Source organism: Streptomyces sp. RB17 (genome assembly GCF_009604455.1).
GTDB lineage: Bacteria > Actinomycetota > Actinomycetes > Streptomycetales > Streptomycetaceae > Streptomyces.
In genome coordinates this window covers 929,296-950,193 of sequence record NZ_WEGL01000002.1, presented here as the reverse complement: position 1 = coordinate 950,193, position 20,898 = coordinate 929,296, and the positions used below count along the sequence as shown (strand labels likewise).

Here is a 20,898-nt window from a genome sequence, read left to right as displayed (position 1 = left end):
CGCGGCATGGCGCCGCCCGGCCCTGCCCCTCGCGCGGGCGGCACTGAGCGTCACGGCAGGCGTGAGCCCCGCCCCGAGTGGGGCGGGGCGGGACCGCACGCCCCCGGTCAGCGGACCGACTTGAGGTCGGTGATCTTCAGGGTCTTCAGGTCGGACTGGACGTCGATCCGGCTGACCTCGGCGTGCGGCCCGTCGCTCCAGGTGAGCGTGACCCGGCTGGTGGCGTGGCCGGCGCCGGAACCGGTGTAGGTGACCTTCCACTTCACCGGCACGTTCTGCGCGAAGAGGATGCCGTCGGCGTGCTCCTTCTTCTCGAAGGTGGCGACTTTCTTCTGTGCGGCGGCGGAGAGGTAGAAGGCACGCAGCGCCTTGGCGGCGTCACCGGCGGACTTGTCGTCGGTGGACCAGACGGCGTCGATGTAGGCGCCGTAGAAGTCGGCGACGTGCTGGGTGACGTTGCGCGGGTCGCCCTGGGCGGAGGACACGGCGGCGGCACGGGTGGTGCGGCTCGCGCCGGCGCCCGCGAGGGCGGGCGTGACGGCGGCCAGGGTGAGCCCGCCGGTGAGGGCGACGGCGGTGATCAAGGTCTTGCGACTGCGGACGGACATAGGTCTCATTCCCCCGGTTTCGGTACGACCGGGCTAATCCCGGCCGTCGACGGACTTTAAGACCCCATTTCCCTCGCGCCGGTTCCGCTTTCTCTCGGCTTTTTCCCACTCTGTTCCCGCACTATGAGGCAGCCGGATGGTTGTGCCGAATTCCGGTCGCTTTTCGCCGCCCTTTCGGTCATTCCGCCTCGGACGGCCGGCGGGCGTGCGGTCCCTCGACGAGCCGGGCGAGGTTGTCGAGGGCCATACGGGTGCCCAGTTCGTTGTCCTCGCGGGGGATGGCGTCGGGCAGGCCCTCGTGCAGGATCTCCACGTCCGTGCCGCCGTCGTCGGCCGCGGTGAGCGTGGTCGTCTGGGTGACGGTGCCGCGCAGGGCGTCGTCGTCGGTCTCGAACTCGAACACCTCCACCACCAGCGCGTCGGGCTCGAGCCTGGCGAAACGGCCGTGGTAGGTGTCCGTGTGGCCGCCCGACTTGCCCGCGGCGGACGCGTCGCCGTAGGTCAGGGAGATCCGGAAGGTGCCGCCCTCCCGGGCGTCGAAGGTGTGGACGCGGGCGGTCATGCCGGCCGGGACGCGCCAGGCCGCGATCGCGTCGGCGTCGGTCAGGGCCCGGTAGACGGCGTGCGGCGGCGCCTGTATGTGCCGGGAGACTCGGGTGGCGTACATGGGCTCACGCTACCGGCCGGGGCAACCGCCCGGACAACGGTGGGAAAAGAGGCGGGGCCGGGGTCCGGGAGGTGGGTGCGGACCCCGGCCCCTGGTCTGTCGGGGCTTTCCGTCGGTCTGTCAGGGCTTGCGGGCGACCGCGCCGTACATCGCGATGTCCTCGTCGCGGATGTCCTGTTCGCCCGTACCGTCGGGATGCCACTTGTGGACCTGCACGATGCCCGGCTCGACCAGCTGCAGGCCCTCGAAGAACTCGTGGGCCTCGTCGATGGTGCGCAGCCGCATCGGCATGTTGCGGGCCGCGTACTCGCGGGCGACCCGGCCGACCTCCTCGGGCGCGAACTCGGCGGTGCCGATGGACATCGCCAGATGGCTGCCCGAGGGCAGCGGCTCCAGCAGCCGGCGTACGACACCGACCGCGTCGTCCGCGTCGAGCATGAAGTGGACGATGGCGATGACCGTGAGCGCGACGGGCCGGTCCAGGTCCAGGGTCTCGCGCAGTTCCGGGGCGTCCAGGATGGCCGCCGGGTCGCGGAAGTCGGCCTCGATGTACGAGGTACGGCCCTCGGGCGCGCTGGCCAGCAGGCCCTGGGAGAGGGTGAGGACGATCGGGTCGTTGTCGACGTAGACCACCCGGGACTCGGGGGCCACGGCCTGGGCGATCTCGTGCAGGTTGGGCGAGGTGGGGATGCCGGTGCCGATGTCCAGGAACTGGCGCATGCCCGCCTCCGCGGCGAGCCAGCGCACGGCGCGGTTCATCCAGTCGCGGTTGGCGCGCATGTGGACCGGGAGCGCGGCCCACTCCCGGGACATGGCGTCACCGGCCTCCTGGTCGGCGGGGTAGTAGTCCTTGCCGCCGAGGATGTAGTCGTAGATGCGGGCGGAGTGGGCGTTCTCGGTGTCGATGCGGTCGGCCGGCCATCCGTTGTCGGACAACGCCGTGTCTCCATTCGGTCGAGGGGTCCGGGACTCGCGTTCGGGGTGCGTCACAACTCCCTGCGGATCGCGCCGAGCAGGGCCTCGGTCTTTCTGGCGGGCGCGGCCTGGGCGCCGAGCCGGTCCAGCGCCTCCCGGTACACCACGACGTCGTCGGCCTTGTCGAGGTAGACGGCCCCGACCAGGCCGTTGAGGTACACGATGTCGGGCAGTTCGCGGGCCCGGAACCGGAAGAGGTGGTAGGCGCCCGCCCGCATCGCCGGGTGCGGGCCGTTGGCGAACGGCATGAGCTGCAGGGTCACATGGGGCAGGCGGTTGACCTCCACGAGGTGGTCGATCTGCGCCCGCATCACCGCAGGGCCACCGACCGGCCAGCGCAGCGCCGTCTCGTCCATCACCACCCAAAGCCGCGGCGGCGCCGCGCGGGCCAGCAGCTCCTGGCGGCGCATGCGCAGTGCGACCCGGCGCTCGGTGGCCTCGGCGGAGGCGTGCGGGTTCTCGGCGCCGAGCAGCGCCCGGGCGTAGTCCTCCGTCTGCAGCAGGCCGTGCACGAACTCGTTCTCGTACGCGCGGATCTGCAACGCGGCCTGTTCCAGGCTGAGATACGCGGCGAACCAGTCGGGCATCACATCGCGGTAGGTGTGCCACCAGCCGCGTTTGTTGGCCTCGCGCACGGACTTCAGGAAGGTGTCGATCTCGTCCTGGTCGGCGACGCCGTAGACCTGGAGCAGCTTCTCGGCGTCCGCGAGGCGCAGCCGGGCCACCTTGGCGGCCTCCATCCGGCGGATGGTGGAGTGGCTGACGCCGATGGCGGCGCCCGCCTCTGCGTAGCTGAGGCCGGCCCGGGTCCGCAGCTCCTCCAGCTGCCGGCCGAGGATCATGCGCAGGACGGAGGGGGCGCCGCCCCAGTCGGTCTCAGCGGTCATGCCCCACACCCCCTCACCGGGTCACAGGGACACCGTCGCACACGGTCGCTCTCCCGGGCCCATTCGATCACGTTCTGGCCGGAGCAGCATGCACTTCGCCACTTGAAAATTTCAACTTGCTGGTTGCGGAGCGTTGTTGGCGGGTGCGAAAGTGGATCCACTGCTCCGGCCGACCCAAGGAGCAGGCGGCGCGGCCGGGTTGGGGGAGACCGGGCCGCACCACGGCCTCGTGGGAGGCGTGTCGTCTGCTGCGTGCGGTCGGCCCGACACCGCGACCCCCCACGCGAGGCCGGACGAAAGGCGCACGGCGATGGCTCCGCCCTCCCTCCCCCGACCGCTCCCCCACCCACCCGAGAACCGGAGACCCACCCCACCACCCCTGTCTCCCGGCCCCCCGCGCCTGCCGGCGCTACCCCGTCAGAACCGGGCCGTGGACCTTCCCGACCGGCCCGCCGCTCCCCTGCATCCACTCACGGATGCGGCCCGCCCACACCCGACACGGGACACCGCGAGCCGGCCGGAGCGGGATCCGGGCCGCGCGCCCCACCCACAGCCGACGCCGGACAGCGCACACCAGCCGCATCCGACCCCGGACAGCACGGACCGGACACACCGAAGTCCAGGCCGATCGGACCAGCCACACCCGACGCCGGACAACACGGACCACCCACAACCGACCCCGGACACCGCGGACCAGACACACCGAAGTCCACGCCACGCGGACCAGCCACACCCGACGCCGGACAACACGGACCACCCACAACCGACCCCGGACACGGCGGACCAGACACACCGAAGTCCAGGCCGCATGGACCAGCCGCACCCGATGCCGGACAGCGCGGACCAGCCACACCTGGCCCTGGACAGCGCGGATCATTCACTCCCGGCTTCGGACCGCGCAGTACGGCGAGACGGATTGGCGGATGCCGCGGACGCACCGCGCGTGTGGGCGGATCCCGGCGACGGACCGGACGGGGCCTCGGAGGACACCGGGGACCGCCCGCATCCGGTCGCGATAGGCACCGGGGACGTGCCACGCACCGCCGTGGACGGCACCGAGGAGTGCGCGCGCCCCGCCCCGGACGCCCTGAGGCACCCCTACCGGCCGCCGGCTCCGGCCGGTGTCCTGAGACCACCCGGAGGCGGGCGCCTCGGTCGACTCCCTCGGCCCCTCGGCCCCGACCGGCTCGCCTCCGGGGACCCGCTTCCCCGCTCCGCCGCCGCGTTCGACCTGCCCGCGCAGCCGGCGGCGGTCGGCACGGCCCGGCGTGTCGTACGGGACCTGCTGACCGCCTGGGGCGTGCCGGACGGCCCCCGGGACGACACGGTCCTGGTGACCTCGGAGCTGGTCACGAACGCGCTCGTGCACGCGGCCGGTGAGCGGATCGCCTGCCGGCTGCACGGCACGGCGGACCGGATACGCGTCGAGGTCGAGGACCAGGACGGCGGCCCCACGCTGCCGGCGGCGCTCCGCCCCGGACCCGACGACCAGCACGGGCGCGGGCTCTTCCTGGTCGACGCGCTGAGCCGTGACTGGGGCGTGACGCCGGTGTCCGGCCGGCCCGCCCACGTCGTCTGGGCGGAGCTGCCGTCCGACCGCGGCTGACGCCACTCCCGCCGCGCCCGCACTCGACCACCCGCGGACCATCCCCCACTCGTCCGAAGGATGCCCATGCACTCCATCGCCCCCACGCTCACCCCCACCCCCGCGCCGGCCCCGTCCGCCGACCCGTCCTGGACCCGCACCCACCCCAAGCCGGGCTCCCAGGAACAAGCGGGCTGACCCCGGTCCCCCCACGGCCCCGCCGTTTCACTCCCCCGTCCCAAAACCACCCCCGGCCACACCCCAGCCACGCCCCACCCGCCTCGAAGCCCGGTACATTCGCCGCCGGTGCGGATCGTCCGCATCCCTCGGGACTCGGGGTCTGGACGGGTGCCGTGGTCGTCGCGCGGGCCGTTCCGTCGGGGGTGCGCATGGTCTGGTCGGTGATCCGGCGGAGGCGGGCCGCCGCGTCCGGACTTCCCCTGCCCGGGCGGTGCGGGCCCGAGGCCGGCCGGCATGTTCTGGCCACCGAGCGCCTGCTGTTGTTCACGCCCCGGACCCGGCTGGACGTCGCCGCGGCCCTCGCCGCCAGCGCCGACGCCGAGGCGCAGCGCTGGCTCGGCACCCAGGCGGACGAGGTCCTGCCCGACCCCGGCACCCGCAGGGCCCTGCTCGCCTGGCGGCCGGCCGACGACGACGGCCGCCGGGTGCCCCGGAAGCTGGCCCAGCCGTACGCACCCGGCCCGGACGACCCCCTGCTGCTCGTCTGCGTGCGCAGGTCGGACCTCGGTTATGCCGGCGCCCTCGAACTGGAGCACCGCACGGGCGAGATGGGCGGCTGGCTGGCACCGGCCTGCCGCGGCCAGGGCCTGGGCGCGGAGCTGTTCCGCGCGGGCGCGGCTCTCGCGCACACCCATGCCGGACTGAGCACCGTCCGGGCCGGCGCGGAGCCGGGGAACACCGCGAGCCTGCGGGCCCTGGCCCGGGCCGGCTTCGTACCGGACGCGGGGCCGCCCCGGCACACCCTGCCCGACGGCCGTGTGGTCGAGGCCGTCTGGCACCGCCACGACAGCGCGGCGGCCTCTCGCTGCCGCTGACGACCCGCCGGCGCCGAGTGTCGTACCGGCCATGCGCCGGCACCCCGAGCCGGGGACGCGGGTCTTTCGCGAGCAGCCCGGGTACGCCGGGTGGCCCGCAAGGCCTGAGGCGCTTCGGGCCTCTGGGCAAGAGCACGGCGGCACGCCGGGTGGGGCCGGACCGGCACCGGCCGGTGCGGGACGGCTCAGTTCCCGGCGCGGGTGTGGGGCTCAGTCCCGGCGCGGGTGTGGGTGTCCAACGCCTCGGCGGCGGTGCGCAGTTGCTTCGCCGCCGTGGCGCAGGCGGCGGCCTGCCGCTTCAGGGTGGGGCGGCTCCAGTCGGGTGCCGCAGGGCAGCCGCTCAGGGTGGCCGCGGTGGCCAGCAGCCGGCGGGCGTAGCCGTCCATGAGGTCGGCGTCGGCCCGCAACGTGTCGGCGTGCGCGAGGAGTTCGTCGGCCGGGGCCGTGGTCGCTCGGGGGGACTCGGTCACCATGGCGGCTCCCACTGGACTGGGGGTAGGGGCAGGGGCTTCAGCGCGGCAGGACGGCACCGGCGCTGCGGTGGAGCAGGAACTGCGGACAGCTCAGGACGAACAGGGGCCGGGCCCGGTCGATGCCAAGCCGGCGCAGCTGTCCGGCGAGGGGTTCGGCCGCCGCGGTGTCCAGCCGCAGCCGCACGCCGGTGCCGCGGTGCAGCCGCGGCCTGCCGTGCGCCCGGACCAGGGTGCGTACGGTGCTCTCGGCCCGGCGGCCGTAGAGGATCCAGTCGGTCTCCGGGCAGCGGATGCCCAGTCCGAGCCGGCCCTCGACCGTGAGCCCGAGGTCCCCGGACCTGACGTCGATCCGCCGGCCCGTCAGATCGGCCTCGGCGGTCGTCCGCATCGCGGGCTGGCCCCAGATCTCCCGGGCGACCACGCGGGCCTCGTCGCTGGTGACGGCGAGGGAGAGGACGTAACGGCCGGTGCGGCGCAGGTCGACGCGGCGCAGCAGGTCCGCGGCGACGTCGTACGGGCGGGGCCGCCACAGGTCGTCGACCGGGACGGTCAGGGCGATCTCGGTGAACGGGCCGATCGTGGAGCAGCGGTGCTCGTAGAGCGACAGCACGGCGAGCGCCCGCCGGCCCAGCCGGCTCGGGGTCGGCCAGGTGGCGCCGGGCAGCATGCCGCGCACCGCGTCGGCGGAGACGGGGAAGCAGAGGTGGGCGGCGGCGGAGTCGTAGAAGCGCACCGGCACGTCGACCGGGCCGGCCGTCGTCGGGCGCGAGGTGGTCGGCAGGGTGAGGAAGGGGTAGCCCTCGGGTGGGTTGGCGCGGTCCTTGAGCTGGTAGGCCTGGGTGCGCACGATCGGGCCGCGGTACGGCGTGAGCGCCGCGTCGACGTCCTCGCGGGCCTCGGGGATGACCGTGCGCAGATGCTCGATGTACTCGCGCAGCATGTGGCACAGCGGGAACTCGTGGGTGGGCCCGGTGTAGTCGACCTGGTACCGGTGCGGGTGCGGGTCGAACAGCGAGCCCGCCCCGCGGCCGTCCAGGACGGGCACGATGTCGTGCTGGTTGGTGATGGCGGCGACCCAGGTGCGCGGGTCGGCGGGCTTGTCGTCGTCGACCGGCGAGCCGACGGCGACGACGTGCGTGACCCGGTAGGTGCGGCAGAACTCCTCGTCCCGTGCGAGGTTCAGCAGCGCGGTCCCGCCCTCGCCGTGCCCGATCAGCGCGAGGTCTGCGCCGCGCGGGATGCCGTAATCCGCCAGGGCGAGCCGGAGCGAGCGGGTGTAGGGCGAGCCGGTCGTGAACAGGTTCCGCCAGGCGCCGACGACGTCGTGCGGGGAGTGGTGGCGTGGCCGGCCCGGTGTCATGCCGGGCGCCTGGACGACGTAGCGGACGACACCGTCGGGACCGCGCACGTTCTGCACGAGGATCCGCCCGTCGGTGGACAGCACCTCGATGTTGCGCAGAAACCCGAGGAACGAGCCCTCGGGGGCGATGAACTGCTTCTCCTGGTCCGTGAGGTCGACGGCCTCGGCCGCGCCCCGCTCCCGGTCCGGGTCCGCGAGGTGCGGGACGCTGATCGCGGGCAGCGGACCGGCGGCCGGTTCGCGCCCCGCCGCGCGAGCCCAGCCGGTCTCCTCGCTCTTCGGGTCCTCGTCCAGCAGGGCTCGGACGGCGAGCAGTTCGGTCATCAGCGGGGCCAGCCCGGACAGGGCCCGCTGGGCGCCCTGGTCCCGGAACAGCGCGCGCAAGGCCCGTACGGCGTCCAGATCCCGGTCGGCGGTGACGGCCTCCCTCAGCCGGCGCATGCCCGGGTCGCGTGCGAACTCGGGGTGGCCGGCCAGCACGGCGGCGATCCTCAGGCGCAGCGAGGTGACGGCGGCCAGCGCGGCCAGGCTCTCCCGGCCCAGTACCCCACCGGCCGTGCCGAGCACCTGGCCCATGCCCTTCGGCACGGTGATCGCCTGGCCGCCGAGGCCCTCCTTGCTGGTCAGGGCCCGCAGCAGCGCCCACCGCGCGGCGAGGCCGGTCCGGGGACGGCGGCGCGCGGAGGCGGTCAGGGGCGGCGCGAACAGCGCGGCGCCGGTGCGCTCGGACACCGCGCGGATGCCCTCGGCGACGTCCATCATGTCGCGTGCGCACCGGCGCAGCAGCTCTCCGGCGTCCTCACCGTCCGGCGCGGGCCGTCCCGGTGCGTGGCCGTCCGCTCGCATCCGACGCTCCCTCGTTCGACGACGTACGACGACACATGACAGAGTTCAGCCACGCCGGACGGGCGCGACCGCGGTCCCATCGTCGGTCAGGGACACCGAGCCCGCACCTTGATCCGTCCAGGTAGCGGACGCCAGCCGAGTCCGGGCGAACGGCCGGAGGGCCGCCGCGTACCCGCTCCGCGGCACCGTACGGGTCGGCCGGCCGCCCGGCAGCGGCGGTGACGCGTCAGGGCGGGCCCGCGGGCCACCGGCGCCTCACCCGGCGCTCACGCCCCGGGCATCAGCCCCGCCGCGACCGTGGCCCCGAGCTCCCAGCACGCCTCCGTGTCGGCCTTGCCGGGCTCGCCGGTGACCGTCACCGGGTCGGCCGCGCGGCGCCAGCCGAGGCCGGTGGTGACGGCCTCGACAGCACGTACGGCGCCGGTGACGTCGTTGCCCCCGTGGACGTAGTAGCCGAACGGCCGGCCCCGGGTGTCGTCCAGGCAGGGGTAGTAGATCTGGTCGAAGAAATGCTTCAGCGCGCCGGACATGTACCCGAGGTTCGCCGGTGTGCCGAGCAGATAGCCGTCGGCCTCCAGGACGTCGGAGGCGGTCGCGGACAGGGCGGCCCGGCGGACGACGCGCACGCCCTCGATCTCCGGTGTCGTGGCGCCGGAGACGACGGCCTCGAACAGCGCTTGGCAGTTGGGCGACGGGGTGTGATGGACGATCAGCAAGGTACGCACCCCCGCACCCTGCCTTGCCCCTGCCGCGCCTCGCAAACGACAGGCGTGGCGGCCGGCGAGCACCGCCGACGTCGACGCGATCCACCGCGGTGCGGCGGTGCCACTCGGTTCAGGTGCTCGTTGACTACGAGGTCGGCGTTGTCGGTGCCCTCGGTTACAGTGGCGCTCCTGAACAGGAGGGGAGCGGGAAGTGCAGGTCAGGGTGGGGTCCGTGGCGGGCGCGGTGGTCGTGGCGGTGGCGCTTGCGGCGACGCTCGGCGGGTGCGCGAAGTCCGCGGACGGTGCCGGGAAGAGCGCCTCGAGCGCGTCCTCGGACGCCCAGAGCGAAGGGGCCAGGGAGACGGCGACGGCAAGCGGTGGTTCGATCGGAGCGGCCGGTTCGGCGTGCGAGCTGCCCGTCCGGTTCGACATCGCCAAGCGCTGGAAGGCCAGGGCGATCGACGCCGAGGCGGAGTTGTCCAAGGCGTCGAAGGGCTCCGACGGCGACCTGAGCGGGTCGCTCGCCGACGCCTTCCTGCGCCAGGGCCCGGTCACCGCGGCCTGCGAGATCGATGCCAAGCCGGCGGGCCACATCGGTTTCCTGCGCGTGTGGACCGGCAAGGCGGGGAAGGCGGACGCGGGCAGCGTGCTGCGCGGGTTCGTCGCCGCGGAGGACAACGCCGGCAAGGCGAAGTACCACTCCTTCAGGACCGGCGGCGGCCTGACCGGCGTGGAGGTCGAGTACCTCTACACCAGCAAGCTCCTGGACGAGACGAAGAAGGAGACCGCGCTCGCGGTCGGCACGCCGGACGGCCCGGTCGTACTGCACCTCGGCGGGATGGACAGCGAGGAGCACGAGGCGATGCGGCCCGCTTACGAACTCGCCAAGCAGACACTTGAGTTGAGCTGAGCGCCGCCGCGCGGAAGCGCTCAGCCCACGGTCGTGGACCGGCCCAGGTAGGTGAGGGGACCGGCGTCCGCGACCGGGATCTCCTGGAAGCCCAGGCGGTCGTAGAAGGCGCGGGCGGCGGTGTTGACGGTGACCATGCCGAGATGGACGGCCTGAACGCCCTGTTCGCGCAGGGCGTTCAGGAAGGTGTGCGTCAGCCGGCGGCCGTGACCCTGCCCCTGCCAGGGCGGCAGCAGGTCGATGTGCAGATGGGCGGGGTGGCCGGCGAGTTCGGGTACGAGCATGCGCTCCGGGTGGTGCAGGAGACGGATCATCTCCTCGGTGGGCGTGCGGGGCGGCTCGGTGGGTTCCGGGTCCGGATAGCGGTCGGACAGCCGGGGAATCCAGCTCCGGCGGAAGTCCTCCACGAAGCGCTCGGTGTCGGCGGTGCCGACGATGTAGCCCACGGCCCGGCCCGTGCCGTCGTCCAGTACGAAGGCGAGGTCCGGGTCGAAGTGACAGTAAGGCTCGGCGAAGAGCGCGGGCATGAGGCGCTCATCGGGGTAGAGGGCGCGGGAGTCGCCGCCGTTGTGCGCGGTACGGACACAGACGTCGGCCACCGCGGCGCGGTCGGCGGGGCGGTAGGGGCGGATGACGGGGGTGGGAGGGAGAGAGGGCACGGTGTCATCCTGAACCTCCTGGGAGCGCTCCCACAAGTCACCCCTCCCGCACGGTCGTTCACGGGCTCGCTCGTCCGGCGCACGGCGCAGGGGCGGTCCACTCCGTGGAGCCGAGGAGCGGACCGCCCTGCGGGAGACGGCCGGTTGTAGCCGGGCCACCTTCAGTGGCGGCCGCCGTCAGTAGCGGAGTCGCCGGGCCCTGAGCAGCATGATCAGGCCCGACATGGCGAGCAGGGTGCCGAGCGCCGCGGGCCACAGGTGCGCCCCGGTCTCCGCGAGTGCGCCCTGCGTGCCCTGCGGTTGGGGCTGCGCGGAGGCGGGCGGGACGTATCCGGCGGGAGTGGCCTGGGCGGACGTGGACGCACTGGGCTCGGACTGGGCCGACCCGGGCCTGGGCGAGGACGTGGGCGTGGGCGTGGACGGTGCCGGTTCGGTGGAGCCGCCCTGCTGGGGGGCCTGGTGCCGCTTGGGGCCGCGGTCGCGCTTGACCGTACCGTCACTCGGTGCGGTCGTGCGGCGGTCCGGTGTGGCCGCGCGGCCCGGCGTGGTCGTCGCGTCGGTCCTCGGTTCCTCGCTGGGCTGTGCGGCCGAGGGCGTCGGCGCGGCGGTGGCGGTCACGGTGGCGCCGGGCTGCTGCGTCGTACCGGAGCCGGAACTCGCCGTGGGCGACGCCGTCGTACCGGAGCCGGAACTCGCCGTCGGCGACGCCGTCGTACCCGCGTTGCCGCCGTCGGGGCCGCAGGTGCGGCCGGAGTTGATGCAGTCGACCACCTGGCGCATCAGGTCCGCGTCGAAGACGTTGATGAAGTCGCCGTGGTCGGTGACGGGTTTGTGCAGCTGCTCGGGGAAGGAGTCGACCGCGAAGAGCGGGACCGTACGGCCGCCGTCCTGGAGGCTCGGCGCCTTGACGTCGTAGACGATCCGCTCGACCAGCTGCGGAATGGCGCGGAAGCCGGCCGGGCAGGAGCCGTCGGGGGCGGTGAAGGCCACGTGGGTACGGTGGTTGGCGCTGTCGATGTTGCGGCCGTCCCAGCAGCTCTGGAACCGGAAGGTGCGCACCACGTCGCTGCCGGGCGGGCACAGCGGGTACTTGTCCTTCAGCTGCCGGTCCTCGTGACCGGTGCAGCTCCAGGACGCGTTGGCGTTACCGGGACCGTTGACGAAGGCCTTGGCGTCGCCGGTGATGATGCGCAGCAGGCGGGGCATGGCGGTGACCTTGCCGCGCGGGTTTCCGGTGAAGGTCAGGGTGACCTGCTTGGGCGTGACGATCTGGCCCGCGTTGCCCTCCGTGCCGCCGCCCGGGGATCCGGCGTCCCGCTCCTGGGTGCCGTTCTGCAGGCGCAGCACCGGCCAGTAGTACGAGGACTTGTCGCCCTTGTCCACGCAGCTCGTGTCGGCGTTCGCGAGGTCGTCGTCGCTCGCGAAGGCGGTGTTGCTCTGGTTGCCCACGTAGTCGTGGAAGTGGTGGGCGCCGTTGGAGACGCCGGGGGCGACGATGACGTTGTCGGAGTTGAACAGGCCGTTCGCGTTGACGCCGCAGTCGGAGGTGAAGCTGCCGCGCGAGGCGTCGGCCTGCTGCGGCGGGTTCGGCTCGGCGGGCGGTACGGAGGTGATGTCGGCGTAGTCGGAGACGACGGGTCCGTTGCCGCCCTGGCCTGCGCCGCCCGGCTGGGCACCCGGGCTCGGGGTGGCGGTGGCCTGGGCGCCGTCGCCGCCGGGGCGCAGGGAGCAGGCGGCCAGCGCGTCCAGGCCCTGCGGGTGCTCCCCCGCCCCGTCGATGGCGTCGATGATCCGGCCGATCGCCGCGGCCCGCTTCTCCTTCAGCGGGTTCATGATCGTGTCGTCGACCGAGCCGGAGCCCTGTTCATCGGCCCGGCCCGACTGCTGGAGCTGCCGGTAGGCGTCGGCCGTCTGCCGGTCCAGCAGGGCGAGTTCGCGGTCCACGCCGGGACGGGCCGCGTCCGGTACGGCGGTCAGCCGGCTGCCGACGTCGGGGCAGTCGATCGTGGCCATGCCCGCGGACAGGACCTGTCCGGTGCCGTTCGTGCCGGATCCGTCGCCCCAGCCCTCGGTCGCCGAGGCGTAGACGTTGGCCGCGACGAGGCCGCCTCCGCCCAGCATCAGAGCCATCGCTGCGAAGGTCGCGCGTCGTGCGCCGGTCGGGCGTCTGCGCCTGTTGCGTACCAAGGTCGTCCCCTGTGTGGTGTGTGCGCCGGTCGGGCATGGAGCTCCCCGGCCCCATACGGAGGGCGGCACCGATGTGTTCAACCGCATCGCGGATTCACCGGGACCTCACAGGAAAACGCGGATCTCTCCCCTTCCCCTTCGAACGGCATCACGAACATCACAAATACGTATCGGACATTTCACACCTCAACCTTCACACGAGGTACACAGGTTGGCTAGGTTGACGCGAGGCCGCCCGGCCCTCGACGGACCGGACAGCAACGGCCCAACTGCCCTGTGGGGCAAGGAAGGAGCGTGTCTTCCATGGCGCCGGAGAGCCGCGACGAGGTTGCGCAGGACGAGGTCCGGCAGCGGATCCACTCCCTGTACGACCAGGCCGAGAACGCGACCGGCAACTACAACGCGACCCGGGCCATGGCCTCGGTGACGCGCTCGCGGGGCGTCCCGCTGGCCAAGCGCTCCGGGCGGGCGGCGGATCCCGCTCTCGACGAGGTCGCCCGGCAGTGGTTCGAGGGGGCACGCGCCAAGCTCGGCCCGACCGTCCCCGCCGTCCTGCCCGCCGACCGGCAGCCCGACCGCCCCGACCCGGCTGCGGGCCGCTCCCGGGACCGCGGCGGCCTTCCGGGCGGCGCGCCGGACGCCCCGGGCATGGGCCCCTCCGCTCGGCGGCGCGAGGCCCTGGAGCGCGTCGTCGACCGCACGGTGGCCGAGCTGACGGCCGGCCGGGCGACGGACCCGGAGAGCCTCGCCCTGGCGGCACGCGAGAGCGGACGCGTTGCCCTGACCGGGTCACGGCGCCTCGAACTTCCGAGCGGGAGCGGGGAGTCGACCGGCGCCGACGGAACAGGTGCGGCCGGCGCGTCAGCCGTGGTGGCTCCCGATGGGCGTGGAGTACCGGCCGGTCTCGGTCGGGTGGCACCGGCGGGCCTCGGACCGGCGGAACCGAGCGGTCTCGGTCCGGTGCCTCCGGCCGGCCTCGGTACTGAGCCGGCGGCCGGAGCCGGTCCCGTCGAGACGGCCGTCCTCCCGGCGGCCGCACTGCCGACCGCGCCGGGCCGCCCCTCCCCCTCCGCCTCCAAGGCGAACAACCAGCGCAAGCTGGCCGCGGCGAGCGACGTGATCACCCGCTACACCGCCCGGCTCACGACGGCCGCCGCGACCGCTCAAACCGCACCCATGACGGCTACTGCGCCGGAGTTCGTGACGGCCACAGCGCCGGAGTTCGTGACGACCGCACCGCCGGAGCCGGTGACGGGCATACCGCCGACGTACGTGACGGCCACACCACCCACGCCCATGACGGCCACACCATCCGCTCCTGTTACGGCCGCACCGCCCACGCCGACAGCGGCCGCGCCGTGGGCTTCCATCGCCACGGCGCCCCTCGCGCCACCCGTGGAGCCTGACTCCCTGGACTTCGCAACCAGCCAGTGGCAGCAACCGGAATGGGCGGCATCCCCCGCACCCGCCACGGCCGTGTTCCCCACGCCTCCCGCGCAGACCGCGTCCCCAGACCCGACGACCCTTCAGTGGCAGCAACCGGAATGGGCAGCATCCCCCGCGCCCATCACAGCCGTACCCCCCACCCCTCCCGCGCAGGCCGCACCCTCAGACCCGACGACCGGCCCGTGGCAGCAACCGGAATGGGCGGCCACCGGTGCGACGGCGACGGCAATGCCGGCCCCCGTTCCCGAGTGGCCTCAGGCCACGCGGGCCGCCAAGGCCATCGCGTTCGCCCGGGGGCAGGTCGGCAAGCCCTGTGTGTGGGGTGCGACCGGGCCGGACTCGTACGACTGCTCCAGCCTCACCCAGGCCGCCTGGAAGGCCGCCGGGGTGCCGCTGCCGCGGGCCGCGTACCAGCAGGCGCTCGCCGGCGCCCCGGTCACCCTCGCCGGGATCGAGCCCGGCGACCTGGTCCTCTTCTTCGACGACGACCGGCACGTGGGCCTCCACGTCGGCGGCGGCATGATGGTGCACGCGCCGGGCCCGGGGGCGTCGATACGCGAGGAGTCGATCTACGGCGCCGGTGAGTCGGCGATCCACCGGATCGTGCGGCCCGCCTGAGAGGTCCGCGGACCGGGACGACCGGGACCGGGATCAGCCGCGGCGCCGGTGTGCCCGCCGGCTCTCGTAGTGGTCGAGCAGGGTCTCAGCCAACGGACGGTAGGTCAGGCCGAGTTCGTCGATGCTGCGGCGGTTGTCGACGCGGAAGCGGATGCCGAGGTGCCTGCGGATGTAGTCCTGGGTGAGGCCGAAGGCGGGGCCCAGGATGCGGACCGGCCAGTGCGGGAGCCCGGTGCGCGGGAGCCGGAGGTCGCGGGGGTGGCGGGTGAGGATGACGCGGGCCATCTCGTGGAAGGAGGTCATGGTCTCGGCGGCCACGATGTACCGCCCGTGCGCCGCAGGTTTCTCGGCGGCGGCGATGTGCGCGTCGGCCACGTCCCGGACGTCCGCCGTGGTGAAGCTGAAGTCCGGTGCTCCGTAACAGAAGTAGCCCTGGAACAGCTCGTCCAGCAGGAAGAGGCTGCCGGAGTCGGACGCGGGCGTGAACGAAGGCCCCAGGATCAGTCCGGGGTTGACCGACACCATGCGCCAGCGGTCCTGCTCCGCCTCGGCCTCCCACGCGGCGCGTTCCGCCAGCGTCTTGGCGTAGTGGTAGGGGTTGTTCCCGACGGTGCTGGTCGTGTTGCAGTACCGCTCGGAGAGTACCTGGCAGTCCATCGCGAGCACGTCGGCGTAGTCGCCGAAGATCGCGCCCACGGTGGACGTGAACACGAGCGTGTGCACCTGAGGGGTCCGCTCGATCGCCGCCAGGACGTTGCGGGTGCCCAGCAGCGCCGGGTCCACGACGTCCCGTCGGCCGTCCTTGATCCGCTCCGGCATCAGGAACGGCGAGGCCACATGGAAGACGACCTCGCACGCACGGAACGCCGCATCGAACGTCCCGTCCCTGAGCAGGTCGGCCTCGAACAGCCGCAGTCGGCCGGGAAACTCCTCCTGCAGCTCCCACAGCGGCCGGACCTTGGCCGCGTCGGCCCTGTTCCGTACGGTGGCGTGGACCTGGTAGCCCCGCTCCAGCAGGCGTCGCACCAGATGACTGCCGACGAAACCGCTGCCGCCCGTCACCGCCACGGTCGTCCCCGCGTCTAGGTCCACGCTCGCCCCCTGTCTCCCGTCCTGTCTCGCGTCCGAGGACAGGGTCGGGCACCGGTCGCTCCGGGGGGAACACCCCGGACCATAAGACGACGCTAGGTATGTCATAAGATCCACTTATGGGGTCATAGACCGGACCCGCGTACCAACTTAGGTCTGCCTTAGCTTAGGCTTCCTGATCAAGTCGCCCATTCAGACGCGAAGGGAACCTGATCATGCCGCGCCCCCTGCGGGTAGCCATCGTCGGAGCCGGCCCCGCCGGGATCTACGCCGCCGACGCCCTGCTCAAGTCCGAGGTGGCCGCCGACCCCGGTGTGTCCATCGACCTCTTCGAGCGGATGCCCGCCCCGTTCGGCCTGATCCGGTACGGCGTCGCCCCCGACCACCCGCGCATCAAGGGCATCGTCACCGCCCTGCACCAGGTGCTCGACAAGCCTCAGATCCGGCTGTTCGGCAACGTCGACTACCCCACCGACATCAGCCTGGACGACCTGCGCGCCTTCTACGACGCGGTGATCTTCTCCACCGGCGCGACGGCCGACCGCGAGCTGCCGATCCCCGGCATCGACCTCGACGGCTCCTACGGCGCCGCCGACTTCGTCTCCTGGTACGACGGCCACCCGGACGTGCCGCGCACCTGGCCGCTGGACGCCGAGAAGGTCGCCGTCCTCGGCGTCGGCAACGTCGCCCTCGATGTGGCCCGCGTCCTCGCCAAGACCGCGGACGAACTGCTGCCGACCGAGATCCCGCCGAACGTCTACGACGGCCTGAAGGCCAACAAGGCCATGGAGATCCACGTCTTCGGCCGGCGCGGCCCGGCGCAGGCGAAGTTCAGCCCGATGGAGCTGCGCGAGCTGGACCACTCTCCGAACATCGAGGTCATCGTCGATCCCGAGGACATCGACTACGACGAGGGCTCGATCGAGACCCGGCGCGGCAACAAGCAGGCCGACATGGTCGCCAAGACCCTGGAGAACTGGGCGATCCGCGACGTCGGCGACCGCCCGCACAAGCTCTTCCTGCACTTCTTCGAGTCCCCCACGGAGATCCTCGGCGAGGACGGCAGGGTCGTCGGCCTGCGCACCGAGCGCACGGCCCTGGACGGCACCGGCAACGTCAAGGGCACCGGCGAGTTCAAGGACTGGGACGTCACCGCGGTCTACCGCGCGGTCGGCTACCTCTCCGAGAAGCTGCCCAAGCTGCCCTGGGACCTCGACTCGGGCACGGTCCCGGACGAGGGCGGCCGGGTCGTCGAGGAGGGCGGCACGCATCTGCAGTCCACCTACGTCACCGGCTGGATCCGGCGCGGCCCCGTCGGCCTGATCGGCCACACCAAGGGCGACGCCAACGAGACCGTCGCCAACCTACTGGACGACTACGCGAACGGCCGGCTGCACACCCCGGCCTCGCCCGACCGGGAGGCGGTGGACGCCTTCCTCGCCGAGCGCGAGGTCCGCTTCACCACCTGGGAGGGCTGGTACAAGCTGGACGCCGCCGAGCGCGCCCTGGGCGAGCCGCAGGGCCGCGAGCGCGTGAAGCTCGTCGAGCGCGAGGACATGCTGCGGGAGAGCGGGGCGTAGCCCGCAGTCCGCACCGCGCAGTGAGGGGCCGGCGCCGGTGCGCCGGCCCCTCGCCATGCGCACGGGAAGGCGGTGCGTCCGGCGTGGGCCGCCCAGCCGGTGCCGCCGACGCGCGCCCTCCAGGTTCGCCTGCGCATTCCGGCGGGCCTGTGGCGGAAACCTCGGGCCTCCCGGCCGCGCGGGCCCGTCGCGGCGCGCGCCACCGTGGGACGACGGCATCCGTGTCGGCGCCGCGCTCTGACCCCGAAACGGCTCAGCGCGACGCGAGTTCGCGGCGGCCCGCCACCATCAGCAGCACGGTCAGCAGGGCGAGCGCGGCCGTCTGGGCGAGGCCGCCGCCGGTGTACGTACCGGCCCCGGGCACCCGGAGCCATGGGTAGACGGCGGCGACGCGCGCGGCCAGCAGGAGCAGACCGAGCGCGGCGAGGGCGAGGGCGCCGCCGGGCGCGACGCCCGCCGCGCGGCGCGCGCTCCACAGCAGCCGGCCCAGGGCGGCGACCACGAAGCAGTTCGCGGGCCCCCACACCAGGTCGTCGGCGACCGGCACGAACACCAGGGAAGCACCCGTCACCACACACGTCGCCATGAAGACCAGACCAGGAGTGCCGGCGGGCAGCCGGGCCGGGGGCGCGTCGCGGTGGAGGGCGGCACACAGCGCGAGGGCGGGCAGCCAGGCGAGCAGCGCCAGCGTCACGACGAACGCCGGCTCCGTGACGACCGTCGCCCCCGTCAGCGGGCGGACCAGCGGCCACACGCTGGGCACCGCGGCCACCAGGGCGCCGATCCGGGCGAGGCGGCGGCGGTCGTACAGAAGGGCGAAATAGGCGACGGCCCAGCCGAGCGGAAGGATCCACTGGGCGACGGCGACCGTCGCGGCGAGGAGCCCGTGGTCGGTGAAGTCCGCGAGGAACATCCGCCGTTCTCCGCCGCCCCGGGTGAACGACCAGGTCAGCTGCAGGACCGGCTCGACGACCGCGGAGGCCGCCAGGAGGAGGACGGCGGCCAGCGCGAAGAGCCGGGCGCCCGACCCGAGCAGGACGTAGCGCCGGGGCGCCCCGGCCGCGCCGAGGCGGCTGCGCACCCCCAGGGCGGCGATGCTCGCCACCTCGGCGAGCGTGGGCCGGCTCTGGTCCTGGATGTCGCGGTCGAGGTCCTCCAGGTACGTCTCGACCATCTCCTCCTCCCGTTCCCGCCGGTAGTAGGCGGGGAGCAGGCGCAGGACGGTGCGGTAGCGGGCCTCCAGCAGTGTGGTCATGCGTAGCCTCCCGCGAGTCCGGGTGCGGTGGGGGGTTCGGCCGGGCGGGCCGCGGGGCGGGCGGGGGCGCCGGCGCGGCGGCCCTCGGCGATGCGCCGCTTGGCCGCCCCGGCACCGGCGGCCATCCGTTCGGCCTCCGCGTCCAGCGCGGCCACTCCGGCGTCGGTGAGCCGGTAGTAGCGCCGCAGCCGGCCCTGCTGCACCTCTTCCCGGTCCAGCACGATCAGGCCGTCCGCGGTGAGCCGGTCCAGCACTCCGTACAGCGTGCCGACCCGCAACTGCACCTCCCCGTCGGACAGTTCCTCTATCTCGCGCAGGATGCCGTAGCCGTGCCGCGGCCGGTCCGCGAGCGCCGTGAGGACGAAGAACGCCGCCCGGGTCATGCTCTTCGCTGTCATGCAGCCATGATATATCGACTGCCGATATATATCGAGCGGTTCGGGGGCCCGTAGGCGGCCTCGCACGTCGTCGTGGCCGGGCGGTGAGAACGGGGTCCGCCCCAAGCGGATGGATGGGCGGGCCCCGTTCGCCGGACCATTGTGGGGGCCGCACAGGGGCGCGACCACGTGTGAACGACGGCCGCCCGATGCGGGCTCCGCGCGCCCCGGGTGCACGGTGCGCGTCCCGTGCGCGGGGGCGTCCGGCCGCCGCCACGCGCCGCCCCACGGCCCCGTACGCCGAGAAGCCGCGCCGAGCGGTGATACTGGGAGGCACACCCGCCCCCATCAGCAGATTGGCTCATGTCGAACTCCACCGCTGACCACGCCACCATCCCGCAGACCCTCTGGGCGGCTCGTGGCCGCCACACCGGTCCCGATCCCGAGGAGGTCGTCCGCCGCACCCTGCGCAGGCACAAGGACAGCGGCGACATCGACGACTTCGCCGAACCCCCCGTGCCCGGGGACGCGGCCCGGCGGGTGTTCGAGGCGCGCTGGCGGGTCGCCGGCCCGGTGACCGTGCGGGCCCGGCTCACCCTCGTGCCGCAAGATGGCCGGCGGGAGGGCCACGAGTGGCGGCTCGTCGCGGAGGCGGAGCGCCCGTGGGACGAGGCATGGCCCTCGCCGGCGACACTGTTCTGGCCCGAGGCCGCAGGAGGCGAGGACGGCACCTGGGACCACCACGCCACCGTGACCGGGCTGCGCCTCAGGCAGGTCAACGCGCTGCCCGCCGACGACAAGGAGATGCGGCGCAGACTGCGGGACGCGGCGCGCGAGACCTGGTGCCTGAACGTCGTCGTGCACGAGGCCATGACCCCGGACGAGCAGGGCAGGCTGCCGCTGGCCCGGCTGCTGCCGCCCGGCCTGAGGCACCGGGTGGTGGAGCACCGGGCCGCTCCGCACCAGTTCCGTGCCGTCAACTGGGCGCTGAAGGACCTCGGCGTCGAGGTGCCGCGCGGCGGCGCGGTGCTGCTGCCCCCGGACCCGGCCCCGGAGGGCTACGACAGCCGCGAGCACACGGTCCGCAGCGTCTTCCTGGACGGTTCCGAGCCCGCGGAACTCTTCGCTGCCCTGCGGCACTTCGCCGCCCTGCCCCGGCCGCTGCCGCGGGAGGCGGAGGAGGCGCTGACCGACCTGCGGGACAACTGGACCCTGATGACCCTCCAGGAGGAGCTGGAGCGTGAACGGCGGCTGGTCGCCCGGTACGCCGAGGCGCTGGAGGCGATGACCAGGTCCCGTGATCTGTACAAGGACGCCGCCGAGCAGGCCCTGGAGGCGCTCGCCGCCTACCGTGACGTCCCCGCGCCCGCCCTTCCGCCCCAGCGGCCCGCGTCCCGGACACCGGGCGCGCTGCAGCAGCTGACCCGGACGTTCGAGCGGCTGAGGTTCACGGCCAGGGGCCGGCAGGAGCAGGGGGCCGAGCCCACGGCGGAGAGCGACGGCACGGAGACAGCCGACGGCACGGACCGGTCGTCGTAGCCGGCACAACCGGTCGTCGCAGCCGGCACAGTGAGGGCGGGGCATCGTCGTGGCCGTCACAGCCTCGCTGCAGTCCAC

The 20,898-nt window shown here is 73.5% G+C and carries 18 protein-coding genes; 6 read left to right on the top strand and 12 right to left on the bottom strand.

The window, feature by feature from the left end:
* Positions 1-107: 107 nt before the first annotated feature.
* The 4 genes from SRB17_RS11255 to SRB17_RS11240 form a co-directional block, all read right to left on the bottom strand.
* Positions 108-608 (bottom strand): hypothetical protein, encoded by a 501-nt coding sequence (locus SRB17_RS11255; protein WP_153537274.1) that lies wholly within the window; start codon positions 606-608, stop codon positions 108-110.
* Positions 609-786: 178 nt separating this feature from the next.
* Complete coding sequence (locus SRB17_RS11250; protein ID WP_153537271.1) at positions 787-1,275, bottom strand: SRPBCC domain-containing protein; 489 nt, start codon at positions 1,273-1,275, stop codon at positions 787-789.
* Positions 1,276-1,395: 120 nt separating this feature from the next.
* Positions 1,396-2,211, bottom strand: coding sequence for an SAM-dependent methyltransferase (locus SRB17_RS11245; protein ID WP_153537269.1), 816 nt, complete (start codon positions 2,209-2,211; stop codon positions 1,396-1,398).
* Between the two features lie 50 nt (positions 2,212-2,261).
* On the bottom strand, positions 2,262-3,137 hold the full coding sequence (locus tag SRB17_RS11240) for a helix-turn-helix domain-containing protein (protein WP_153537267.1): 876 nt from the start codon (positions 3,135-3,137) through the stop codon (positions 2,262-2,264).
* Between the two features lie 943 nt (positions 3,138-4,080).
* Between SRB17_RS11240 and SRB17_RS11235 the strand changes: the two genes are divergently transcribed.
* Together SRB17_RS11235 and SRB17_RS11230 are read left to right on the top strand one after the other, a co-directional pair.
* Complete coding sequence (locus SRB17_RS11235) at positions 4,081-4,743, top strand: ATP-binding protein (protein ID WP_323375291.1); 663 nt, start codon at positions 4,081-4,083, stop codon at positions 4,741-4,743.
* Between the two features lie 332 nt (positions 4,744-5,075).
* Positions 5,076-5,777 (top strand): GNAT family N-acetyltransferase, encoded by a 702-nt coding sequence (locus tag SRB17_RS11230; protein WP_323375290.1) that lies wholly within the window; start codon positions 5,076-5,078, stop codon positions 5,775-5,777.
* A 185-nt stretch (positions 5,778-5,962) separates the two neighbouring features.
* Here the strand turns inward: SRB17_RS11230 and SRB17_RS11225 are convergent, their stop codons facing one another.
* From SRB17_RS11225 to SRB17_RS11215, 3 genes are all read right to left on the bottom strand, one after another.
* Positions 5,963-6,250, bottom strand: a complete 288-nt coding sequence (locus SRB17_RS11225) for a hypothetical protein (RefSeq protein ID WP_153537265.1) — start codon at positions 6,248-6,250, stop codon at positions 5,963-5,965.
* Positions 6,251-6,287: 37 nt separating this feature from the next.
* On the bottom strand, positions 6,288-8,456 hold the full coding sequence (locus tag SRB17_RS11220; protein WP_153537263.1) for an acetoacetate decarboxylase family protein: 2,169 nt from the start codon (positions 8,454-8,456) through the stop codon (positions 6,288-6,290).
* Positions 8,457-8,722: 266 nt separating this feature from the next.
* Positions 8,723-9,181: a flavodoxin family protein gene (locus SRB17_RS11215; RefSeq protein ID WP_323375289.1), complete on the bottom strand. Its 459-nt coding sequence runs from the start codon at positions 9,179-9,181 to the stop codon at positions 8,723-8,725.
* Between the two features lie 190 nt (positions 9,182-9,371).
* On the opposite strand from SRB17_RS11215, the gene SRB17_RS11210 reads away from it, so the two are divergent.
* The gene (locus SRB17_RS11210; protein ID WP_323375288.1) at positions 9,372-10,070 is read left to right on the top strand and encodes a lipoprotein; all 699 of its coding nucleotides are present in this window, start codon (positions 9,372-9,374) and stop codon (positions 10,068-10,070) included.
* A gap of 20 nt (positions 10,071-10,090) precedes the next feature.
* On the opposite strand, the gene SRB17_RS11205 is transcribed toward SRB17_RS11210, so the two are convergent.
* Together SRB17_RS11205 and SRB17_RS11200 are read right to left on the bottom strand one after the other, a co-directional pair.
* Complete coding sequence (locus SRB17_RS11205; RefSeq protein WP_323375287.1) at positions 10,091-10,729, bottom strand: GNAT family N-acetyltransferase; 639 nt, start codon at positions 10,727-10,729, stop codon at positions 10,091-10,093.
* A 177-nt stretch (positions 10,730-10,906) separates the two neighbouring features.
* Positions 10,907-12,850 carry a DUF1996 domain-containing protein gene (locus SRB17_RS11200; protein ID WP_153538240.1) on the bottom strand — a complete coding sequence of 648 codons (1,944 nt, stop codon included), beginning with the start codon at positions 12,848-12,850 and terminating at the stop codon, positions 10,907-10,909.
* 369 nt (positions 12,851-13,219) lie between these two features.
* Here SRB17_RS11200 and SRB17_RS48440 point away from each other — a divergent pair, with 369 nt between their 5' ends.
* Complete coding sequence (locus tag SRB17_RS48440) at positions 13,220-14,980, top strand: NlpC/P60 family protein (protein ID WP_416237040.1); 1,761 nt, start codon at positions 13,220-13,222, stop codon at positions 14,978-14,980.
* 33 nt (positions 14,981-15,013) lie between these two features.
* Here the strand turns inward: SRB17_RS48440 and SRB17_RS11190 are convergent, their stop codons facing one another.
* Positions 15,014-16,072, bottom strand: a complete 1,059-nt coding sequence (locus tag SRB17_RS11190; RefSeq protein ID WP_323375286.1) for an NAD-dependent epimerase/dehydratase family protein — start codon at positions 16,070-16,072, stop codon at positions 15,014-15,016.
* A gap of 212 nt (positions 16,073-16,284) precedes the next feature.
* Between SRB17_RS11190 and SRB17_RS11185 the strand changes: the two genes are divergently transcribed.
* Positions 16,285-17,649 (top strand): FAD-dependent oxidoreductase, encoded by a 1,365-nt coding sequence (locus SRB17_RS11185; RefSeq protein ID WP_153537255.1) that lies wholly within the window; start codon positions 16,285-16,287, stop codon positions 17,647-17,649.
* A gap of 253 nt (positions 17,650-17,902) precedes the next feature.
* Here SRB17_RS11185 and SRB17_RS11180 read toward each other — a convergent pair whose 3' ends face one another.
* Positions 17,903-18,904, bottom strand: a complete 1,002-nt coding sequence (locus SRB17_RS11180; protein ID WP_153537252.1) for a hypothetical protein — start codon at positions 18,902-18,904, stop codon at positions 17,903-17,905.
* Positions 18,901-19,287 carry a PadR family transcriptional regulator gene (locus SRB17_RS11175; RefSeq protein ID WP_153538238.1) on the bottom strand — a complete coding sequence of 129 codons (387 nt, stop codon included), beginning with the start codon at positions 19,285-19,287 and terminating at the stop codon, positions 18,901-18,903. The genes SRB17_RS11180 and SRB17_RS11175 overlap by 4 nt, the downstream gene beginning before the upstream one ends.
* A gap of 357 nt (positions 19,288-19,644) precedes the next feature.
* Between SRB17_RS11175 and SRB17_RS11170 the strand changes: the two genes are divergently transcribed.
* The gene (locus tag SRB17_RS11170; protein ID WP_153537250.1) at positions 19,645-20,820 is read left to right on the top strand and encodes a hypothetical protein; all 1,176 of its coding nucleotides are present in this window, start codon (positions 19,645-19,647) and stop codon (positions 20,818-20,820) included.
* Positions 20,821-20,898 lie beyond the last annotated feature (78 nt).

Coding starts and splice junctions, on each gene's coding strand:
- SRB17_RS11255 (WP_153537274.1), bottom strand. CDS start 608: ATGTCCGTCCGCAGTCGCAAGACCTTGATCACCGCCGTCGCCCTCACC.
- SRB17_RS11250 (WP_153537271.1), bottom strand. CDS start 1,275: ATGTACGCCACCCGAGTCTCCCGGCACATACAGGCGCCGCCGCACGCC.
- SRB17_RS11240 (WP_153537267.1), bottom strand. CDS start 3,137: ATGACCGCTGAGACCGACTGGGGCGGCGCCCCCTCCGTCCTGCGCATG.
- SRB17_RS11225 (WP_153537265.1), bottom strand. CDS start 6,250: ATGGTGACCGAGTCCCCCCGAGCGACCACGGCCCCGGCCGACGAACTC.
- SRB17_RS11220 (WP_153537263.1), bottom strand. CDS start 8,456: ATGCGAGCGGACGGCCACGCACCGGGACGGCCCGCGCCGGACGGTGAG.
- SRB17_RS11200 (WP_153538240.1), bottom strand. CDS start 12,850: ATGCTGGGCGGAGGCGGCCTCGTCGCGGCCAACGTCTACGCCTCGGCG.
- SRB17_RS48440 (WP_416237040.1), top strand. CDS start 13,220: ATGGCGCCGGAGAGCCGCGACGAGGTTGCGCAGGACGAGGTCCGGCAG.
- SRB17_RS11185 (WP_153537255.1), top strand. CDS start 16,285: ATGCCGCGCCCCCTGCGGGTAGCCATCGTCGGAGCCGGCCCCGCCGGG.
- SRB17_RS11180 (WP_153537252.1), bottom strand. CDS start 18,904: ATGACCACACTGCTGGAGGCCCGCTACCGCACCGTCCTGCGCCTGCTC.
- SRB17_RS11175 (WP_153538238.1), bottom strand. CDS start 19,287: ATGACCCGGGCGGCGTTCTTCGTCCTCACGGCGCTCGCGGACCGGCCG.
- SRB17_RS11170 (WP_153537250.1), top strand. CDS start 19,645: ATGTCGAACTCCACCGCTGACCACGCCACCATCCCGCAGACCCTCTGG.